The sequence below is a fragment of the Mesorhizobium sp. M0058 genome (assembly GCF_040323095.1).
Taxonomy (GTDB): domain Bacteria; phylum Pseudomonadota; class Alphaproteobacteria; order Rhizobiales; family Rhizobiaceae; genus Mesorhizobium.
In genome coordinates this window covers 18,255-36,190 of the sequence record NZ_JAMYUQ010000031.1, presented here as the reverse complement: position 1 = coordinate 36,190, position 17,936 = coordinate 18,255, and the positions used below count along the sequence as shown (strand labels likewise).

General features: G+C 60.8%; 14 protein-coding genes and 1 pseudogene. All 15 read right to left on the bottom strand.

Annotated elements, in window-relative coordinates; translation table 11 throughout:
- Positions 1-333: 333 nt before the first annotated feature.
- The 15 genes and pseudogenes from NKJ75_RS31555 to fni all read right to left on the bottom strand — a co-directional run bounded on the left by NKJ75_RS31555 (position 334) and on the right by fni (position 17,934).
- Positions 334-645: an exopolysaccharide production repressor protein gene (locus NKJ75_RS31555; RefSeq protein WP_352500681.1), complete on the bottom strand. Its 312-nt coding sequence runs from the start codon at positions 643-645 to the stop codon at positions 334-336.
- Between the two features lie 39 nt (positions 646-684).
- Positions 685-1,002, bottom strand: coding sequence for a ferredoxin III, nif-specific (gene fdxB / locus NKJ75_RS31550; RefSeq protein ID WP_352500676.1), 318 nt, complete (start codon positions 1,000-1,002; stop codon positions 685-687).
- Between the two features lie 121 nt (positions 1,003-1,123).
- Positions 1,124-1,576 (bottom strand): annotated as a pseudogene (locus tag NKJ75_RS31545) (DUF269 domain-containing protein).
- A 329-nt stretch (positions 1,577-1,905) separates the two neighbouring features.
- Entirely contained in the window at positions 1,906-3,075 is a 1,170-nt protein-coding gene (locus NKJ75_RS31540; RefSeq protein ID WP_352500680.1) for a TlpA disulfide reductase family protein, read from the bottom strand.
- Between the two features lie 2,310 nt (positions 3,076-5,385).
- On the bottom strand, positions 5,386-6,219 hold the full coding sequence (locus tag NKJ75_RS31535) for a response regulator transcription factor (RefSeq protein ID WP_352500675.1): 834 nt from the start codon (positions 6,217-6,219) through the stop codon (positions 5,386-5,388).
- On the bottom strand, positions 6,219-6,698 hold the full coding sequence (locus NKJ75_RS31530; RefSeq protein ID WP_023690550.1) for a NifX-associated nitrogen fixation protein: 480 nt from the start codon (positions 6,696-6,698) through the stop codon (positions 6,219-6,221). The genes NKJ75_RS31535 and NKJ75_RS31530 overlap by 1 nt, the downstream gene beginning before the upstream one ends.
- A 16-nt stretch (positions 6,699-6,714) precedes the next feature.
- Positions 6,715-7,212: a nitrogen fixation protein NifX gene (gene nifX, locus NKJ75_RS31525; RefSeq protein WP_352500674.1), complete on the bottom strand. Its 498-nt coding sequence runs from the start codon at positions 7,210-7,212 to the stop codon at positions 6,715-6,717.
- Positions 7,178-8,560 carry a nitrogenase iron-molybdenum cofactor biosynthesis protein NifN gene (nifN, locus tag NKJ75_RS31520; protein WP_352500673.1) on the bottom strand — a complete coding sequence of 461 codons (1,383 nt, stop codon included), beginning with the start codon at positions 8,558-8,560 and terminating at the stop codon, positions 7,178-7,180. The genes nifX and nifN overlap by 35 nt, the downstream gene beginning before the upstream one ends.
- A gap of 7 nt (positions 8,561-8,567) precedes the next feature.
- The gene (gene nifE, locus NKJ75_RS31515) at positions 8,568-10,055 is read right to left on the bottom strand and encodes a nitrogenase iron-molybdenum cofactor biosynthesis protein NifE (RefSeq protein WP_352500672.1); all 1,488 of its coding nucleotides are present in this window, start codon (positions 10,053-10,055) and stop codon (positions 8,568-8,570) included.
- Between the two features lie 56 nt (positions 10,056-10,111).
- Positions 10,112-11,653 (bottom strand): nitrogenase molybdenum-iron protein subunit beta, encoded by a 1,542-nt coding sequence (gene nifK, locus NKJ75_RS31510; protein ID WP_352500671.1) that lies wholly within the window; start codon positions 11,651-11,653, stop codon positions 10,112-10,114.
- A gap of 126 nt (positions 11,654-11,779) precedes the next feature.
- Positions 11,780-13,282 (bottom strand): nitrogenase molybdenum-iron protein alpha chain, encoded by a 1,503-nt coding sequence (gene nifD, locus NKJ75_RS31505; RefSeq protein WP_352500670.1) that lies wholly within the window; start codon positions 13,280-13,282, stop codon positions 11,780-11,782.
- A gap of 98 nt (positions 13,283-13,380) precedes the next feature.
- Positions 13,381-14,274: a nitrogenase iron protein gene (gene nifH, locus NKJ75_RS31500; protein ID WP_352500669.1), complete on the bottom strand. Its 894-nt coding sequence runs from the start codon at positions 14,272-14,274 to the stop codon at positions 13,381-13,383.
- A gap of 437 nt (positions 14,275-14,711) precedes the next feature.
- Entirely contained in the window at positions 14,712-15,968 is a 1,257-nt protein-coding gene (locus tag NKJ75_RS31495; protein WP_352500668.1) for a type II toxin-antitoxin system HipA family toxin, read from the bottom strand.
- Positions 15,943-16,269 carry a helix-turn-helix domain-containing protein gene (locus NKJ75_RS31490; protein ID WP_352500667.1) on the bottom strand — a complete coding sequence of 109 codons (327 nt, stop codon included), beginning with the start codon at positions 16,267-16,269 and terminating at the stop codon, positions 15,943-15,945. Before NKJ75_RS31490 ends, NKJ75_RS31495 begins: the two co-directional genes overlap by 26 nt.
- Positions 16,270-16,827: 558 nt before the next feature.
- Positions 16,828-17,934 carry a type 2 isopentenyl-diphosphate Delta-isomerase gene (fni, locus tag NKJ75_RS31485; protein WP_502903950.1) on the bottom strand — a complete coding sequence of 369 codons (1,107 nt, stop codon included), beginning with the start codon at positions 17,932-17,934 and terminating at the stop codon, positions 16,828-16,830.
- Between the last annotated feature and the right edge of the window lie 2 nt (positions 17,935-17,936).

Below are 17,936 nucleotides of genomic sequence, written 5' to 3'. Positions count from 1 at the left end.
CCTGATCAGCCCGCCAGCCGTGGCGCGCTGATCAGCCCGGCCCATGCCGGAGAGCACGGCGACTAATGCCGCCAGCTACACCACGCCGCGGGACACGATCATTTCCGGCGCCACAAGAGTCCTATTTACGATTCCAGCGCCTCGTTCGTCATTGAGAGTTGCGACCGCACGCGGCCCTGCGAGAGAACCAATGCGTATGGGATTCAAGAACTGCATCTCCTGGATTACTACAATGACCGGATTGTTGTCACCAGTATTTCTTCTAATATCTGCTCAATGTTCATAGTTGCTCCAAAGTTTCGCCTGCTTGAGCACTGACCTTGTCATGTCGCCTCAGGGCAGCAGCAGCGATATGGCCAGCATTTGATCGCGCTGGAGCAAATCTGCAGATTCATTGGTCACCTCATCAAGGTTTGGCGGCTCGGACCCTACTTCCTTGCAACTGTCGAAATCCTCAGCCCTTTGGCCAGCTCGGCTAACCAAGCCAGGCCGCCAGATCAGAAGGAGCACGCTTACGAAATACACCAGCTGAAAGAGCAGCGAACAAGCTAGCGTCGTGACGACCACTGTGCCGATGGAATGTGAAGCGAAGTAGACGGTCAGAGCGGCGGCGCAAAGGACTATTCCCAAGACGCGACAGAACATTCTTAAGGGCAATGCCGTTCTCCTGGATTGTCCACCAGATCATGCAGCGACATTGTCGGCCGCAACATGGGTCTGGCAGTTCTTCGGGCAGACGCGGGCGCAGGCTCCGCAGCCAATGCAGCGGCCAGGATGATCGACGGCCATGATCATGCGATTGAGCTCGCCATCGAAATCGTCGTCTTCGCCGTCGCAAGCGCCGAGGACTTCACCCGCGTCGTCGACGCAGTAAAGATGCATGACTTCGCGCGAGCAGACTTTGAAACAGCGGCAGCAGCCGATGCAGTTCGCGCCGTCTATAGCGGCGAGATATTCAGGCATCCATCCGGAGCCGTCGCGGGTGGTGAACGTGCTCCTCATCGTAACTTCTTCCTTGCAGCGAGCTCTCTCTTGGCGCAACTCGGCAAAAACGGCCGAAGCTTTCGGACTTTCGTCCCCATCTCATCCAGCTTTGACATAGATCCTTCCCCGATCGGTTTCTTCACGCCCGTGCCACTTCGGGATAGGCTCGATGGCCGCAGTCGGATCGTCGATCAGTTTCGTACCGGCCTCCGCAGTTGCCTGAGCGTCTCGAAGCCGAACCGGGTGGATGACTCGACAGAGCGACCCACCGCCCGGTCGTAAACGCAATCGTCCGCAGCCCCCTAGCTTTGGCGATGTCATAAGGCCGGAGCGCTCCTCGATCGCGAGCCCGACGGGGTGTAGAACAAGTCGAGCCTCCACAGCACGTCGAGCTCGGGATCGCCCATGAAAAGCATCGCACGGCGATGCTGCTGGTGACGATGAAGTTCGCCAGCAGTTCGGCGTCCGATTTGCCTTCCCATCTGCCGTAGGAGTCTTGAGCCCGGATCAGCCGCACCAGACATTTGACGAACGGGGTGGCAAGGGCCTCCTCGTCCTCGTTGACAGCCGGGCTGACCGCGGCATCAGACATTTCGCCTTCTCCTCATTTCAGTCCTCTTCCTCGAAGCACGATGTCTGTTTTCTGGGACGCCTACTTCGGGCACACTTGCGCAGCCGACGCCTGGCTCGGCGCCGCTGATTCCACACAATTGATGTCCTCGGCCGACCTTCAACACGTCCTCGGCTGCGAAGTCTTCCACGCGAATTCGCGTCGAACATCGCCTCCGCCGCAATGCCGGAGGCGATGAAAATTCGAGCCTCGATCCTGCTGCAAACGATCGACCAAGTGCTGCATGGACCCTCCTTGCTGCGGTTACGCCAGGGATATGGACGAATTGGCCAGTAAACCATTTCGACCAATCACCCTTTTTTATCTTCCTTCCTTGGCCGACCGCGCTTTGGCACCTTCGGGAAACTGTTTTGCGCAGCGGCAAAGAGAGCGCCGCAACAAGCCTTCGCACCCCTGTACTTGGCGAGGGCCTGCAGCAAATCCCGCAGATGCTGCTCTTTCAATTCGGCTGGGATAGGGTCCGGACCGTCCAGCGACGTCAGTGCCAGTTCGACTAACTCGATCGCGCGATCATTGTTGCCGTTCTCGTGATAGTACCGGGCGGCGGCGGGATAGGACCGGAACTTAGGACTGTCCCCTTGGGGGGGATTCAGCGCCAGGATGTGTTCGGACAGCTCCTTGCCCATCGCGAAGCGCTCAGCAGGGGGAAGGCGCGAATGGTCATTGGCCGGATGGAAAAGTTGGTCTAGCGCCGAAACCATCCAATCCTCGGTATTTTTGTCGATCGCGTCGCGAACCAATTGCCGCATCACGGGCAAGCCGGTCCACATGTCTTGTATTTTGTGAAGCAACAGATGCGCATGAGCCAGGCGGAAATTGAGGTCGTCCGGCATCAAGGCAATGCCCTCTTCGATAGCCCAGAGCGCTGTCTTCCAATCTTCCAACTTCACCGCCGCCCAGAACCTGTCATCGATCGGCTTCTTCAACGCTTGTCCGCGCGCCAGGGGTTCGCTTGTTGCGATCCGCTCCTGATCGGCCGCTTTCGCTTTGTTGCTGGTACGCCAGCTGCCCTTGAGCACTTTCGGCAAAACCTCACCTAGTTGGCTCGGATGACCGATAAAGGCGATGCAGCCGTCTCGGTCGACTACGAACGAGGTCGGAAGCCCGACGCAAAAGCTGGGTTCCCTCCAAAGCTTCTTCATTTCGCCTGTGAAGTCGAACGCAATCCGATGATTCAGATCCGGGCATTTTTCGGCCAACCACGCATCCAACTTGGTCCGGGCCTCTACGGCCGTTGGAGCGTCTTCATCAGCCGCGATCCCGACTACCTCAAGTCCGCTGTCCTTGTATTTCTCCTGTAGCTGCATCAGCTCGAGCATCTCCGCCGCACATAGTTCGCACCAAGTTGCCCAAAATTCGACGATATAGACTTTGCCGGACTGGAAGTCCGCAAGGGGCTCGCCACGCAGGCAGTCCTCCACTTTGATCGAAGGAGCCGGTGACCCCATCCGCAACATCATCTTGCCCTCCAAAGCTGTTGCCAAAGGTTGCGTGACCTTTATGGGCAAGTTTGTTCCCCTTGAGACGTGGCACGAGGGTTCAACGAGGGGAGAGCTGCTCGTCTTGCGCATCTGCGTGCATTCAACCTTCACTCAGTGTTGCTGAAACTTAATTCGCAAAGGCCGTGCCAACGCGCTCGGCGTGCAGTAATGCTGAGTATACTTAAAAATCTTCCCCGGGGGCTCAGATAGCCGGATGTATTGGTCGCGACATGTTTTCTGCCATTGTCAGGTCTTGGACACGCATCACCCGCTTCGCGTCGGCACAGAAGCGTGGCCACGGACATCTCGACATATAGGGACGAACAGATGGACATCATGACTTCGTTGGCTAGCGCCAGCCACGTCCGCCTCAAGCCTTGCTTGAGCTTCTTGCCGTTCCGGCCGCTCAGCGGAACGCCATTGCAATTGCAGGGGCCGCTCCCTCCGAGCATTGCCTCTGCCCTACCTCTTCCGCTTTGCGCTTGAATTCCTGGCTCGCAACGCCAGAGTTTGACGACGGAGCCGGTCATGTCCGGCTGCGTGTCGCGAATAACGCCAGATCGACGATGATGATCGTGCCGAAGAGAGCCGGGATCTGCCCGCATGTGCCGGGCCGGTGAACTCTCCCGGATTCCTGCTTTTGTTGTTCTGTATCCCTGTGCACAGGTCCTACAGGGACCGCCTGGTGCGAATGTGAGCGTTGTCGGAATTTGACCAGCCTCAAGGCCGCTCCGTCGCCACGCGGTGGGCCGGGCAGACTAAAACGCTGAAGATGCGGCCGCCCTCGCCGCTGACCCGGCTACCATCCCAGGGCGATGACACGTGATTGATGCCACCGTTCGCGCGCCGACGGCCGGCAAGAGCCCGACCGTCGGACTCGAAGGTCGGTGCTTTGGCCGCTGCACGGTCGTTGCCTTGTTCCGTTCCCGGCCAGTGGTGAAGGAAGTCGTGAACGATACGTTGAGTCTACGGTACGAACGCGGCCTGCCGCGCTGAAACGGCTCTCCTTCTCGACCTGACGCGGCTTGAGTATCGGTGTTTTGAGCGCATGAGGACGCCTGGGCTTCTGCCCGACCGTTTGTTTGCGCGCTACGGCTTGTCTCGGCGAACAGACACCGAGCGCGTAGAGGCGTCCGGGAATGTTCTTCGCAATGGCGTCTGCAAGTTGCTCGTGAGCTTCCCGAAACCTGCGCGTTCCCGCCACCTTTTCCTTCATCAGGCCAGGTGAGTAGAACGAAAAGCAACGGTGCTGCCTCAGAAGCAGTCAGCGAGCCAAAAACAGCGGCAATGGCGGCTTGCCAACTATCCATCTCGCGACACCGCCGAAGAGCCGCTCACGCAGCCGGCGATTGCCATAAGGGCCCATGACTATCATGTCGGCAGACGTGTCGGCTGCGCAGCGCGAGCACCGCGGCTGCCGATTTTCCGGCGCTCGCCAGCAGGTGAACCGACACCCGAGCACCGTGCCGAGCGAGATACGCAGCGATATCAGCTCCCGGCGCGGTCCCATTTCCGGTGCAGGTCGCCTCCGGATCCACTAGTGCGACACGAACTTCCTCAGCACCGGCTAGCAGATGCAGCGCTTCCCGAATCGAACGGGACGCCTCGACTCGCGAATCCCAGCCGACCAGCACGCGCCGTGGACACAGAGTCGCCTCAGCGCCCTCCGGCACGACAAGCACCGGCTTTCCGGTGTCGAACAGGGCTGCCGTTGAGAACAAGAGGACCGACGTTAATGTCGTTGAGAAGTGCGGGGCCGACGATTGTCAGATCGTTGCAGAGCGCCCGCTGTCGCACCGCGTCACCGATGCTGGCCTGATCGCAGTTCGCAATATCGACATCATAGCACCGCCAGGCGGCTTTCAGCAGTTTGTGAATTTCCCTAGATGTTTTTCCCAACTGGCCGTGTCCTGTGAAAATCTCTTGCCTGTACCGTTGTTCCAGTGCGGCAATGGCGTGCGTGTTGTCCAGGCCACTCGGGGATGCCACCGCCTAACGGCCGAGGCGAGCATCACGAGCGGCAGAGGCGACATCACGAGTACGGAAAGATGCGCGCCGACTTCGGCACACAAGCTGGCAGCTGTCCTGACATCCTGATCGGAGTGGTCAACTCCCGCCACACTGAGTACGCTTTTGAAGGCCATCTGACTGCTTCTTTCTAAGTATGTCGTATCTGTAGGCGCGTTTCGAAGCCGCAAGACTTGCCCTCAGCACGACGGAGATGGGCTGGCACTACATCTTCGCTGTTTAGCCGTCCGGCCACTCGAGCGAGTCGCACTGCACCGATGCCTATCCGCCGTCAGCTTCAGGCTCAACGTCCGCCTCCTCCAGCGCGTAGCCGTCGGACCTGATGGTTCGAATGACGCTCCCGGCCGACGTCCTCACCAGTTCCTTTCTGATCCGGCTGATATGGACATCGACGGTGCGTTCACCGACATGGATCTTTTCCCCCCAAGCTGCGTTCTTTAACTCGAATCGGCTGAACACCATGCCGGGAGTCTCGAGCAAATGCCGCAGCAGCTTGAACTGGATCGGTCCAAGGTGGATGTCGTGGCCGTTACCATGGACCCGGCGGGCATCGACGTTCATCTCTAGCCTGCCACAGCGGAGGCAGCTGCCGTTTTCGATCCCGTTTGAACCCGGCTTTGGCAGCGCCAGCTTCGTCCGTAGACAGTCGAGCAGCATCGCCGGCCCGAAGGGCCGCACAAAGCTCTCGTCAATACCTGCCTTCAAGAGATCGAGGTGCTGGTTTTCGGCGCCGGGCGCGATCAGGGCAATAACCAGCAGGCCTCTGTTCCGGAACTCCGCCTTGAGCTGGGCACAGATGGTGGACCCTGACGAGCTTGCCGGCTGGCAGTCCAGCACCACGGCCTGCGGCTCCCGTTCACTGGCTAATGCCAGCGCTTCCTCCACGCTTCTGGCCAGTTCAATCCTGAAGCCATCCACCCCCAGAATGTGGCTGTAGTACAGACACAACTCCGCATCTTGCGAACAGATCAGGACCAGTGGCTTCATCAGCGCTACCCCAAGAACCACATCGGCCTCGACTGCCTCGATTGAGAGGGCTGGCGATCGCATGTCCTCGAGCCTGACATGATCCCCTTGATCGAAAATCGGTTCCATCACGCCCGCGCCACCTCGGGATAAGCCTCAATGGCTGCGGTGGCATCGCCGGCCAGTTGAGTACCGGCCGCGGCGAGTTTCCAGAACGTCTCGAAGCCGAACCGATGGACGTCGCGCAGGGTCTTGGACAAAACGACCAGTCGCCCGGCCGTGAAGAGCACGCGCCCGAAGCCCTCGTGGCTTATCTCCATCATCGGCGATGCCATCAGGCCGGAGCGTTCCTCAATCGCAAGCCCGACGGCAGTGTAGAACTTGTCGAGCCTCCACAGCACGTCCGGATCGGGATCGCCGATGATTGGAATTGCACGGCGCTGTTCCCTGGTGATGATGAAGTCGCCCAGCAGCTCGGCGTCCGATTTGCCTTCCCATGACCCGTGGGAATCATTGGCACGAATCAGCCGCACGAGGCATTTGACGAACGGGGTGGCAAGGGCCGCCTCGTCCTCGGTGGCGGCAGGGCTAACAGCGGCTTCAAACATTTCGCCCACTCCTCATTCAGCTTTCGTCCTCGAAGGAGGGCTTCTGTTCAGCGACACCTGCCTGCGCCAGCACCTTGCGCAGCCAAGGGGGAGGACACGTCCTGAGCATCATCTGCGTGCGCAACAACACCTCTTGGATGGTCTGGGGCTGCGGCACTTTGATCGGATGGATCTTTGCGGAAACAAGTTTGGCTGCCGAAGGTCCGCCGATCGCCAGACAAAACAGCAAATGGCAGCCCTTTAGCGCCTCCACCTTCGGGGTGATGCGGTCATCGCCCTCGGTTCGGTGCTTCCCGCTCTCGTCGGAAACGTCGTCAAAGGCCACGGCTTCCACGAGATTCCACTCCTCGCGCATCACGTCGTAGACAGCAAAGCGCCTGGCCGATCCGAAATGGGCGTTGAGGTTCTTCATGTCCTGCGTGGCGATCGCCACGCGCAATGCGCCCGCTTGGCGTTCCGGCGTCGGTACGTGAACCTCGTCAGTGACGAGCGAGAGGCGACGGACGGAGCTCATCTGGCATTTCTCGCTTACGGAGTGGATCAAGCGCCTCAGGCGTCGGCGCTCGCCCGTTGGCTTCGAAAATGTTGGCAACCTCGAAGATCAGGTCGCGGGTCCCCTGGTAGAGGACTGTGAGCTTGTGCTGGGCCCCGAGCCGGTCGAAGATCGGGAAGCCGACCCGCATGAGCGGAATGCCGAGGCGCTGCGCCGCCTGGCGGCCGTGGGAATGAGTAACGAGAAGATCAGCGCCGGCGCCAAGCGCTTCCAAATCGCCGAGATCGCCGATTTGAACCGACTGCGCCGGCACTTCCTCCAGAATTTTCGACATAGCGGCCGTTGTGACCGCCGCCGCAATTTCGGAGCCCATGCCGATGAAGAAGCTCGCGAGTTGGTAGAGTTGGTCTGGTTCAGCAGCGATCGCAATTTTCTTGCCTCCAAAGTGGAAATGTCCATCGAGCAACGCGTCCTGCAACTGCGACCGCTGACGGCGCACCCCAGACGGCGCCGCCGCGCCCGAAACCGTAGACAGCAGCGAGACGAACCGGTCGGAGTCTCTCAATCCAGTCAGTGACCGGAACAGTACGTATGGCACGCCGGTCAACCTATGCAGCACCTCGGCAGGGCGGCGCATATGCTCACCGATGACGATACATTGCTCGGCCGTGCCAAGCTCGCGGATATCCTCGACGCTGGTGCCGCCATAGGTGGTCGTGACCCAACGGTCGGGCACCGTACCGTCGAGCGAGCCGGAGACGTCCGGCAAAATCACCGGCTTCAGTCCAAAGCTCTCAACCATTTCGCGCACATGCTCGATGTCAGCCACAGTGAGGTTCCAGCCAGGCAGGATCACGATCTTCTTCGATTTCCGCACCTGCTCGCCGGGCCGCGTAATCCCTTCGATCACTGCGGTGACAGCTTTGGCCCAGCCCTCTTCGATCGCACCATCGAAATCTGGCGTGTTGGCCAGCACCACCTCAGTACCCGCGAGTTCTTCCGCGCGCTTCAGCCTGATATTGGCGATATCTCCTGCGCAGTCTTCGCCCCGGGTTTCCACCAGCGCGGTCGTGCAAACCCCGATCAGCGTTGGCTTTGTGCGGGCCTTGAGGTTGAGGATCGCCTCTTCCAGATGGTCTGCCCCGCCGAGGATCGTCGCCACCTCGTCCATCGCGGTTGTCTGCAAGGGAATGGCTTCCTTGAAATGCCGCACGAACAGCACGAGCGCGAAGCTGGTGCAGCCTTGGCTGCCGTGGAACAACGGCATCGCGCCGTCGACCCCAAGGAAGGCGAAGGCGGCACCCAACGGCTGCGATGACTTCAGCGGATTGACCGCCGCCGCTTTGGTCTGGGGAAGGATGCGGACCATCGCCTCCTCAACACTCGCCGAAATCGTCGGCCGTCGTGCCGGCGAGTTCCTGGACAGCATGCAAGGTCACGGCCTCGCTTTTCGTGCGCGGCCGTTCCTCCCTGGCAGGCTGGTAATCCCATGGTGCCGGCTCCCGCACCTGGCACCAGATTGGGTTATGAATGGCGAGATCAATCTGGCGTACGAGTTCCACCATGCCGTCATAGCCGGCGTAAGGGTGTTTGCGCTCCTGGTTGATATCGAGCCAGGGTGTCTTGGCCTTCAGCGCGATGAACTGCGTGCGCCCGCCCGACAGCATGATATCGGCCTTGTGTTCGGAGAGCATGGCGTAAAGCTCGCGCGCTGCCATCTGCTCGAATATGTGGTTGTCGTCCTTGAGGATCTGCTTGATGCGCTCCTTGTCTTCGACGGTCGACTTCTTGACAGAGGTGCCGACGATCTCGATGCCGATCTCCATCAGCGCATGGACGACCGACCAGGACTTCACACCGCCGGTGTTGAGCAGCACGCGCTTGCCTTCGAGCCTCGGCCGGTAGGCGGCGAGCTTCTTCCAAGCGATCGCCTCTTCCTCTGCAATCAATACCTCGGTGCGGCCGAGGATCTCCGGATCAGCACCCTGCTTGACGAGCAGCTCAGATATGTTCCGGAGTGCATCCGAGGTGGCGCTGATGCCGTAGAAGGAGCCCTCGAAAAACGGGATGTCCCAGCGCTCGTCCATCTTGCGGGCGAGATTGATGAGCGCGGTCGAGCACACCACCATAGCCGCCCGGGCGCGGTGCGCGCAGGCAATGTCGACGTAACGTGCGTCACCCGGAATGCAGGCGCGCACCCGGATCCCGAGCCGATCCAGCAGCGGCTTCACCAGCCAGAATTCGCCTGAGAGGTTGAATTCGCCGAGGATGTTGATGTCGTAAGGGCCGGCATCGTCGGGCTCGGCCGTGCCGATGACATGCTCGAGCAACGCCGCGCCGGCAAGCTTGTTGCCGAGATTCTTGGAGCCGACGAAGCCCGGCGCATTGACCGGTACAACGGCCAAGCCGTACTTTTCCGCCGCGCGCTGGCAGACGGCCTCTATGTCGTCGCCGATCAGCGCCGTCACGCAGGTCGGATAGACGAAGATCGCCGGCGGCCCATACGCTTCCTTGATCTCGCGGATCGCTTTGAAAAGCTTCCGCTCGCCCCGCCCCATCACAACGTCGAGTTCGGTGAGGTCGGTCGTGAAGCTTGTGCGCCACAGCATTGGGACGGACGAAGCCGCACCGCGGTTGTCCCAGGAATTGCCCTCGCAGGCGAGCGGCCCATGGACCAGGTGCGCGGCGTCGGTGATCGGCTGCAGCACGATCTTCGCGCCATCGAAGGCACAGCCACCGGCCGCCGCTCCGGGGGTCAGTGGCTTCGAACAGCCCTTTTTGCGCGCCTTGGCATCCTTGCCGCGGTTCTTTTCGCAGCCAGGCTCGTTGAAGACATCCTGGATTTTGGCTCTGAGCAAGGACATTGCGTCGGTCTCCAAAGTCCCTCGGGAAGACGACCGGCCAAAGCCGACCGTCAAGCTTAGCGGGTGAGGTCATACGAATAGTCCGTCACGCCCGTCTCGCTGGTCTCGCGATCGAGCTTGTCGAAGATCTTGTCGAGGATCGTCGTCAGCACGCGCAACCCGCCTTGGTAGCCCATCAGCGCAAACCGATGGTGATGGTGGCGATCGAAGATCGGAAACGTCAGCCGGATCAGCGGCGTGCCGGTGTCGCGCTCCAGATACTTGCCATAGGAGTTGCCGATCAGCAGGTCCACCGGCTCGGTGAAGAGCAGCGAGCGCATCGCCCAGAGGTCCTTGCCCGCCCAGACTTGAGCATCCTTGCCGAAGGGCGATGATGCAAGCAGTTCCTTCAACTCCGCTTCCCATGCCGACGTGCCGTTGGTGGCAAGGCAATGGGTCGGCTCGCCGCCCGTCTCCATGATGAAGCGGGCCATGGCGTAGACAAAGTCCGGATCGCCGTAAATGGCGTATTTCTTACCGTGCAGCCAGGATTGGCTGTCGGCCATGGCGTCGACAAGTCGGCCGCGCTCCAGGCGGATTGCCTCGGGGATTTGCTTGCCGGAAATCGCGGAGACCTCCACGAGGAAGTCGTCGGTTGCCTGGACTCCGAGCGGGTAATGGAACGAGGACGTCGCCTGCCCCACCCCCTCGCAATACTCCAGTGTTTTTCGGGTGTTGTAATGCTGCAGCGACAGCGTCGCCTCGGCGTTGAGTGCCTTCCTCACGTCTTCGATCTTCGTGCCGCCGTCATACATCCGGTATTCGCCGTCGGACGGCGTGTCGAACTGGTCAGAGGCGTCTTGGATCAAGGTATAGGACACGCCTATCAGGTCGAGCAGGCGCTTGAGTTCCCGGTTGTTGCCAACACAGAATCCGTCGAAGCCCGGAATGAAGTTGATGGTCCCCTCGGCTTCCGTGCGCTCCTCCCCTTTCCAGAAATGCTCCAAAATGCCCTTGACCGCGACATCATAGCCGTCGACATGGCTGCCGACGAAGGCCGGCGTGTGGGCGAAAGGCACGTCGAAGTCGCGCGGGACCGAGCCTTCGTCCTTGGCGTTCTCGATGAAGCTGTGCAGGTCGTCGCCAATGACCTCCGCCATACAAGTGGTCGAGACGGCGATCATCTTTGGGTCGTAAAGTTGGTACGTGTTGGCGAGCCCGTCGACCATGTTCTTCAGGCCGCCGAACACTGCCGCGTCCTCGGTCATCGAGGAGGAAACCGCCGAAGCAGGCTCCTTGAAATGGCGCGACAGGTGCGAGCGGTAATATGCCACGCAGCCCTGGCTGCCATGGACGAAGGACATGGTTCGCTCGAAGCCTGCGGCCGCGAACACCGCGCCGAGCGGCTGGCAGGCCTTGGCGGGGTTCACGACCAAGGCTTCGCGAGCAAGGTTCTTTTCGCGGTATTCCCACGTCTTGGTGAATTCGCCTTGGTCGGTAACGATCTGGTCCGGGTGAGGACATTCGAAATTCAGCCTCTTCTCGGCGAGCATCTGCCTGTATTCCGGCTCGCGGAACAGGGGCGCGTGGTCGAGAACTTTTTCAGCCGACTGCGGCATGGGTGGTTACCTCTTTCCATCTGGCCCGCCATACGGCGGCACAGGGACGTCGAAACGTTTTCAGGTCTCCCGCGGACAAGCGGCCACAGGCGTTCGCGGCCTCCCGGCTTCCGGGAGGCCAGGGTTTCATTCGGCTGCGATCGCCGCCGACGGCTCGGCTTTTTTCTTCCAGGGGGCGTCGTAGAGGTTCCAGACCGGGTTGTTGATGGCCAGGTCCATATCGCGCGCGAAGATGGCGAACCCGTCGTAGCCATGATACGGGCCGGAATAATCCCAGGAATGCATTTGACGGAACGGTATGCCCATCTTCTGGACCGGGTACTTTTCTTTGATGCCGGAGCCCACGAGATCAGGACGGATCCCCTCGATGAACTTCTCCAGCTCGTAACCAGTCACGTCGTCATAGATCAGAGTGCCCTTTTTCACGTAGTGGCCGGTGCGCTGATAGTCGTCGTTATGGCCAAATTCATAGCCAGTGCCGACGATCACCATGCCCAGGTCCTCATATGCGGTGACGACGTGACGGGGGCGCAGCCCGCCGACATAGAGCATCACCGTCCTGCCTTCGAGGCGCGGCCGGTACTTGGCTACGACCGCCTCGACCAGCGGCCGGTATTTGGCGATGACCGCCTCGGCCTTTGCCTCGATTTCCGGCCCGAAGTGCTTGGCTATCTTGCGCAGAGAGGCTTCGGTCTGGGAGGGCCCGAAGAAATTGTACTCCATCCAGGCGATGCCATACTTTTCCTCCATGTGCCGGCAAATGTAGTTCATCGACCTGTAGCAATGGATGAGATTGAGTTTCGCCTTTGGCGCTCGCTCTATTTCGGCCAGCGTAGCGTCGCCCGACCAGTTGCCGACCACGCGCAGACCCATCTCCTCGAGCAGGATGCGCGAAGCCCAGGCGTCGCCGCCGATATTATAGTCGCCGATCACATTGACATCGTACGGGCCGGCCTCGAACTCGACGTCCTTCTTCTCGAAGACCCAGTCGCGGATCGCGTCGTTGGCGATGTGGTGGCCGAGGGATTGCGAGACGCCGCGGAAGCCCTCGCAGCGCACCGGCACGATTGTCTTTCCGTGCTCCTTGGCCTTGTTGCGGGACACAGCTTCGGTGTCGTCGCCAATCAGCCCGATCGGGCATTCGGATTGCACAGTCATGCCCTTGTTCAGCGGAAACAGTTCCTCGATCTCGTCGATGATCCGTTCGAGCTTCTTGTCGCCGCCGAAAACAATGTCCTTCTCCTGGAAATCGGAGGTGAACTGCATGGTGACGAACGTGTCGATGCCGGTCGTGCCGACGTAGTAGTTGCGGCGTTGAGACCAGGAATATTGCCCGCAGCCGACCGGGCCGTGCGAGATATGGACCATATCCTTGACTGGACCCCACACCACGCCTTTCGAGCCGGCATAGGCGCAGCCGCGAATTGTCATCACGCCGGGAATGGACTTGATGTTCGATTTGACCTCGCATTCGGAAAGGACCTCGCTTTCCTCGCCAGCCTCGTCGCCGCTCTTTGCGACGCTGAGGTGCTTTTTGCGGCGCTTCGCCGACTTGTCAGGATATTGGGACAGCACCTCCTCGATAAGCTTCGCATGGAGGGCACCGTCATTCTCGTATTCCAGGCTCATGGGACCCCTTTCAAGGTTCAGGGTGACGCCTCACCGACGAGGCGCCGTTCTTTGAAAGGCGCACCAGGTCCGGCGGCGCCTCATGTCGGCAGCGGTCGCTACAGCGCGGCCGCCTTAGCCGCTTCCTTGACCTGAAGCTCGGCAAGCATCTGCTCGTCCGTCTTCATGATGCCGAAGTCGAGCAGCATGTCCTCGAGCTCCTCCATGGTGATCGGGGTGGGGATGGTGCCCTGGCCCGAATTCCCGTGGATCTTCTCGGCCAGCGCCCTGTATTCCCCGGCCTGCTTGGAGTCCGGCGCATACTGGATCACAGACATCTTCCTGAGCTCGGCGTGCTGGACGATGTTGTCGCGCGGCACGAAGTGGATAAGCTTGGAATTGAGCCTGGAAGCCAGCGCTTCGGCGAGGTCGAGCTCGCGGTCCGTTTGGCGCTCGTTGCAAATCAGGCCGCCGAGCCGCACGCCGCCCGAATGGGCGTATTTCAGGATACCCTTGGCGATGTTGTTGGCGGCGTAGAGCGCCATCATCTCGCCGGACATGACGATATAGATTTCCTGGGCCTTGTTCTCGCGGATCGGCATCGCGAAACCGCCACACACCACATCCCCGAGCACGTCGTAGGAGACATAGTCGACGTCGTCGTAGGCGCCGTTCTCCTCGAGGAAGTTGATCGAGGTGATCACGCCGCGGCCGGCGCAGCCGACACCCGGCTCGGGTCCGCCCGACTCCACGCATTTGATGCCTTTGTACCCGACCTTGAGCACGTCCGCGAGTTCCAGGTCTTCCACCGAACCTTCCTCTGCCGCGAGATGCAGGACGGTATCCTGCGCCTTCGCGTTCAGGATCAGGCGGGTGGAGTCGGCTTTGGGGTCGCAGCCGACGATGAGGATTCTCTGCCCGAGGTCGACAAGGGCGGCGAGCGTATTTTGGGAGGTGGTGGACTTGCCGATGCCGCCCTTGCCGTAAAAGGCGATCTGACGCAAACCTGACATGTAGCTTTCCTTCCTTGGTTCCATTCATCGCGGCTGCCGCGACATGAATGCCGGTCGGGCAGCTGTAGCCGCCTCGCACCTAAGGACCTCAAGACTCGTGCCAATTTGGCTGATCGAACCGAAGAATAATTTGATGGTTGCTTTTCAGGGGCTTAGCTTGAGTTCCAAGAAAGGATCGTCGAAACAGGCCGTGTAGCGGACGCGACATTGGCGACACAAAGCGTCGGATCGCGATCCTCAGCCACCGCATTCGTTTGAACCGCACCCTCTGCGGGATGCTGCGAACTCTTCTGTGCCCGCGAGCTGACGTGCTTGCTCAACGCGTCCTAGTGGACACTCCGCCGACTTTGCGCGCGATCCTGGCATACCACCGATCCACGGCCACTCATCGGGGGCCACGGGCGAATAGTTCCGCTATACAACCCGAGGGACTCGGTTCACTTCTCGGCGCAGGAGTTCAGTATCGGCGTGATCGCCTTCACATGTTCGTCGATCCGCTCGAGCACTTTCGCTGCGACAAGGTCGCGCTCAGGCAGATGCCACCAGTACTCGTTGACGAGTTTGACTGTCTCGACCACTGCCTTCAGGACTGCCGGCTCCGGAAGCCTTGCACGGTTCGCAAATGCTCTCCATCGCGGTGCCGCTAGCGCCTTGAACGAGCGCTCCCCTCCAAGCGACAGCGCCATGGCGTCGGCGGGAATATATGGCACGGTAGACAGGACGTCGTAGATTGGTGCAAGCGCCGGCTTGTCGCCGTTACCGGGATAGATCAAAGACCAGTTCTTCAGGTGCATGTCGCCATTGCCGGTGATGACGGTCAGTGCCAGGCGGCGGACGAACTCGAGAGCCGCCTTAGGCGAGACGGCCACGCCAAGAGCCAGGGCTATGTCGTGATAAGCAGCCCCCTCATATTTGCGCGAGGGGTAGACACCGAAGACCTGAGCGAAATCCTCGATGTGTATCCTCTCGCCACCAGGGCCGCGATCGAAGCGTTTGACGAGAAGGACTTTGCCTTCCGACAGCGTGTTGAATTCTTCGGGAACGCCCTCAAAATCGGATTTCTCGACCAGTTCGCATTCAGGAACGTCCATGCCGATTGCTGCTGCCAGCGCCAGGTTGGCGAATTCGTTTTCGGAAACGCCCGGAAACGCCGTCGAAGGGAACTTGGCGATGTACCGGCCCTGCTCGTCATCCATCGGTAAGGTAAGGCCGCCGCCTTTTCCAATGTTCTTCATGACCGACAGCTTCATCTGCACGCCGGCAAGCGAGAACCGTGCCTTGGGCTGATCCTTTGAAGCACCCTGTGAAACCGCTATCGCGCCGTCACTGGGCAACGCCCGTACGGCTCCCGGCAGATCCGCGCCCAGCGCCGTTAAAAGGTCGAAATCATTGCCTGGCCGCACATTGCCTTCGTGGTGCCTTTCCATCGCCTCGCGCAATTTCTCCTCCGGCAGGAGGTTCGCGAAGAAAGCGGGCAAGGCGCTTGCCAGAGGCTTCGGATCTTTCCGCAATCCTCCCGTCGCTGCCCGGAACGACAGGCTGAGAACCGGAAAGCCGCCCGTCGCGCGGTAGGCCTCATCGAAGTTGAATGCATTGAAATCGCCCGGCGTCCTGACGATTGTGCCGATCTTCACTGCGTTCAAGAGCACGTCCAGCGACGGGATCGTCTTAGGTGCGCGAAAGACTGGGGCCATGATCGTCATCGTCAGGTTGAGAAACAAAGGCGGGTCGATCGTTATCATCATGCGGACGCAATAGAGCCTGGACAGCCGGCACCATGACTTGCGGAACCAGCATCATTTCCAGACCGAGCGCGCGAGCGATATTCATGAGCGTCGTCGCACGCGCGGCTGCGGCTCCCTTTTCGATGTCGCGATATCGGGGACGGGATATACCCGCCAAATCAGCGACCTGCTCCTGCGTCATCGCAGCGGCCAGCCTCGCCTGCCTGAAAAGCCCACCGATTTCCCGTAGAATTTCCGATTGAGAGTCCATATGATATGTAAACGATCCATTCCAATGCTAGATGATACGACAGAGTATCTTATCTAGCGATCGAGTCAACATGTTATGATCTGTTCGCGTATCATGCATCAGCCAGATGATACGTAAAGAGATCAATCATCCTGCCTTTTGGCGCCGCCCGACGGTGGACGCCGCTCCAAAATCATCGGAATGTTAAATCAAGGCAGTCCGCCAGATGAAGGCGCTCGTCTCTTCGCCTTCATACGACCGACCGCGCATGACTCGAGGTCAATGTGGATCCCTACTCCTTCATTGCAATGGATTTGCACCATCTGCTCCTGCCGGTCTCCCGCCGCAGCTGGTGTTCCGATGCTTTAGGGGCTCCTCTCGCCGGCGTGACCGGTCACCCTGATCAAGCATCGAGATAGCCGTCGAATACGCTTCTCGCGGCTGTCCATATGGCGGAACGCGTCCTTGATTACGAAGCAGCACCCGAAAAACCCGGCGACCAGCGCGAAATCCCTCCGCGTCCGCGATCTTCTCACCCAGTAAGACTAGCGCCCGCCGCACCTACGGGCGCCGCCGGCGTCAACCGGCGGGCAGGTGCGCCGAGGGCAACAAGCGCGCCTGACGCAACGCGGCAAGATCAGCCGAGCCGGTGCAGAAGCAGGCGACGGCCAACTGGCGGATGACGATCTCGAAATGCCCGACAACCGCCTCGGTGGATACCGTAGCCGCGCGCAGCACGCCGGCTGCCTGCCCGGCGATGTCCGCGCCCAGGCGGATAGCCTTGGCCACGTCGACGCCGTCGCTGATCCCGCCCGACGCGATCAGCTTCACCGCTGGCAGCGCCCGACGTACCGCCTGCACGCTGGCCGGGGTCGGAATCCCCCAATCGGTGAACGCCATCGCCACTGCGCGGTCGGCGGCATCGCGGGCGCGCTCGCCCTCCACCGCGGCCCAACTGGTGCCGCCGGCGCCGGCGACATCGATCACCGCCACGCCCGCCTCGACGAGCGCACAGGCCACCGAGGCGGACAGGCCCGACCCCACTTCCTTGGCCACGATCGGCACGCCCACGCTGCGTGCGGCGCGAGCGATCTGCGCCAGGACGCCGCGCCAGTCTCGGTCGCCTTCCGGCTGTACCGCTTCCTGCAGCGGATTGAGATGGACGATGAGTCCATCGGCCTCCAGTGCGTCCACCGCCCGGCGCGCGAGGTCCAGGCCGTCGGCCTCGCGCAGTTGCGCGGCGCCGATATTGGCAAGCAATGGAACGTCTGGGGCTAGGCGGCGCAATGCGCGCGTCAGCCCATGGGAGTTGGGGGATTGCAGGCTCACGCGCTGCGAACCGACGCCCATGGCGATCCCCAAGGCTTGCGCTGCCTCGCTCAGATGCCGGTTGATGGCCTCGGCGCGTGGCATGCCGCCGGTCATGGAGCTGATCAGCAGCGGCGCGCGCATGGTCTTGCCAACCAGCGAGCCGCTGAGGTCGATCTGCGTCAGGTCCAACTCGGGCAATGCGCAGTGTTCGAAACGAATGTACTCCCAGCCGGCGGCGGCCTTGGCCCGTGCCGTTCGCCGATCCAGCACGATGTCCAGGTGATCGTCCTTGCGCCGGCTCAAGTTGGTGTCGCTGATGCTCGCTCCTTCCGCCGCATCGGGCGACGGCGTTGCGTCGGGTCGGACCGACGGCAGGG

Bases quoted from the DNA above. Each gene is read 5' to 3' on its own strand.
- NKJ75_RS31555 (WP_352500681.1), bottom strand. From the start codon at position 645: ATGTTCTGTCGCGTCTTGGGAATAGTCCTTTGCGCCGCCGCTCTGACC.
- fdxB (WP_352500676.1), bottom strand. From the start codon at position 1,002: ATGAGGAGCACGTTCACCACCCGCGACGGCTCCGGATGGATGCCTGAA.
- NKJ75_RS31540 (WP_352500680.1), bottom strand. From the start codon at position 3,075: ATGATGTTGCGGATGGGGTCACCGGCTCCTTCGATCAAAGTGGAGGAC.
- NKJ75_RS31535 (WP_352500675.1), bottom strand. From the start codon at position 6,219: ATGGAACCGATTTTCGATCAAGGGGATCATGTCAGGCTCGAGGACATG.
- NKJ75_RS31530 (WP_023690550.1), bottom strand. From the start codon at position 6,698: ATGTTTGAAGCCGCTGTTAGCCCTGCCGCCACCGAGGACGAGGCGGCC.
- nifX (WP_352500674.1), bottom strand. From the start codon at position 7,212: ATGAGCTCCGTCCGTCGCCTCTCGCTCGTCACTGACGAGGTTCACGTA.
- nifN (WP_352500673.1), bottom strand. From the start codon at position 8,560: ATGGTCCGCATCCTTCCCCAGACCAAAGCGGCGGCGGTCAATCCGCTG.
- nifE (WP_352500672.1), bottom strand. From the start codon at position 10,055: ATGTCCTTGCTCAGAGCCAAAATCCAGGATGTCTTCAACGAGCCTGGC.
- nifK (WP_352500671.1), bottom strand. From the start codon at position 11,653: ATGCCGCAGTCGGCTGAAAAAGTTCTCGACCACGCGCCCCTGTTCCGC.
- nifD (WP_352500670.1), bottom strand. From the start codon at position 13,282: ATGAGCCTGGAATACGAGAATGACGGTGCCCTCCATGCGAAGCTTATC.
- nifH (WP_352500669.1), bottom strand. From the start codon at position 14,274: ATGTCAGGTTTGCGTCAGATCGCCTTTTACGGCAAGGGCGGCATCGGC.
- NKJ75_RS31495 (WP_352500668.1), bottom strand. From the start codon at position 15,968: ATGGCCCCAGTCTTTCGCGCACCTAAGACGATCCCGTCGCTGGACGTG.
- NKJ75_RS31490 (WP_352500667.1), bottom strand. From the start codon at position 16,269: ATGGACTCTCAATCGGAAATTCTACGGGAAATCGGTGGGCTTTTCAGG.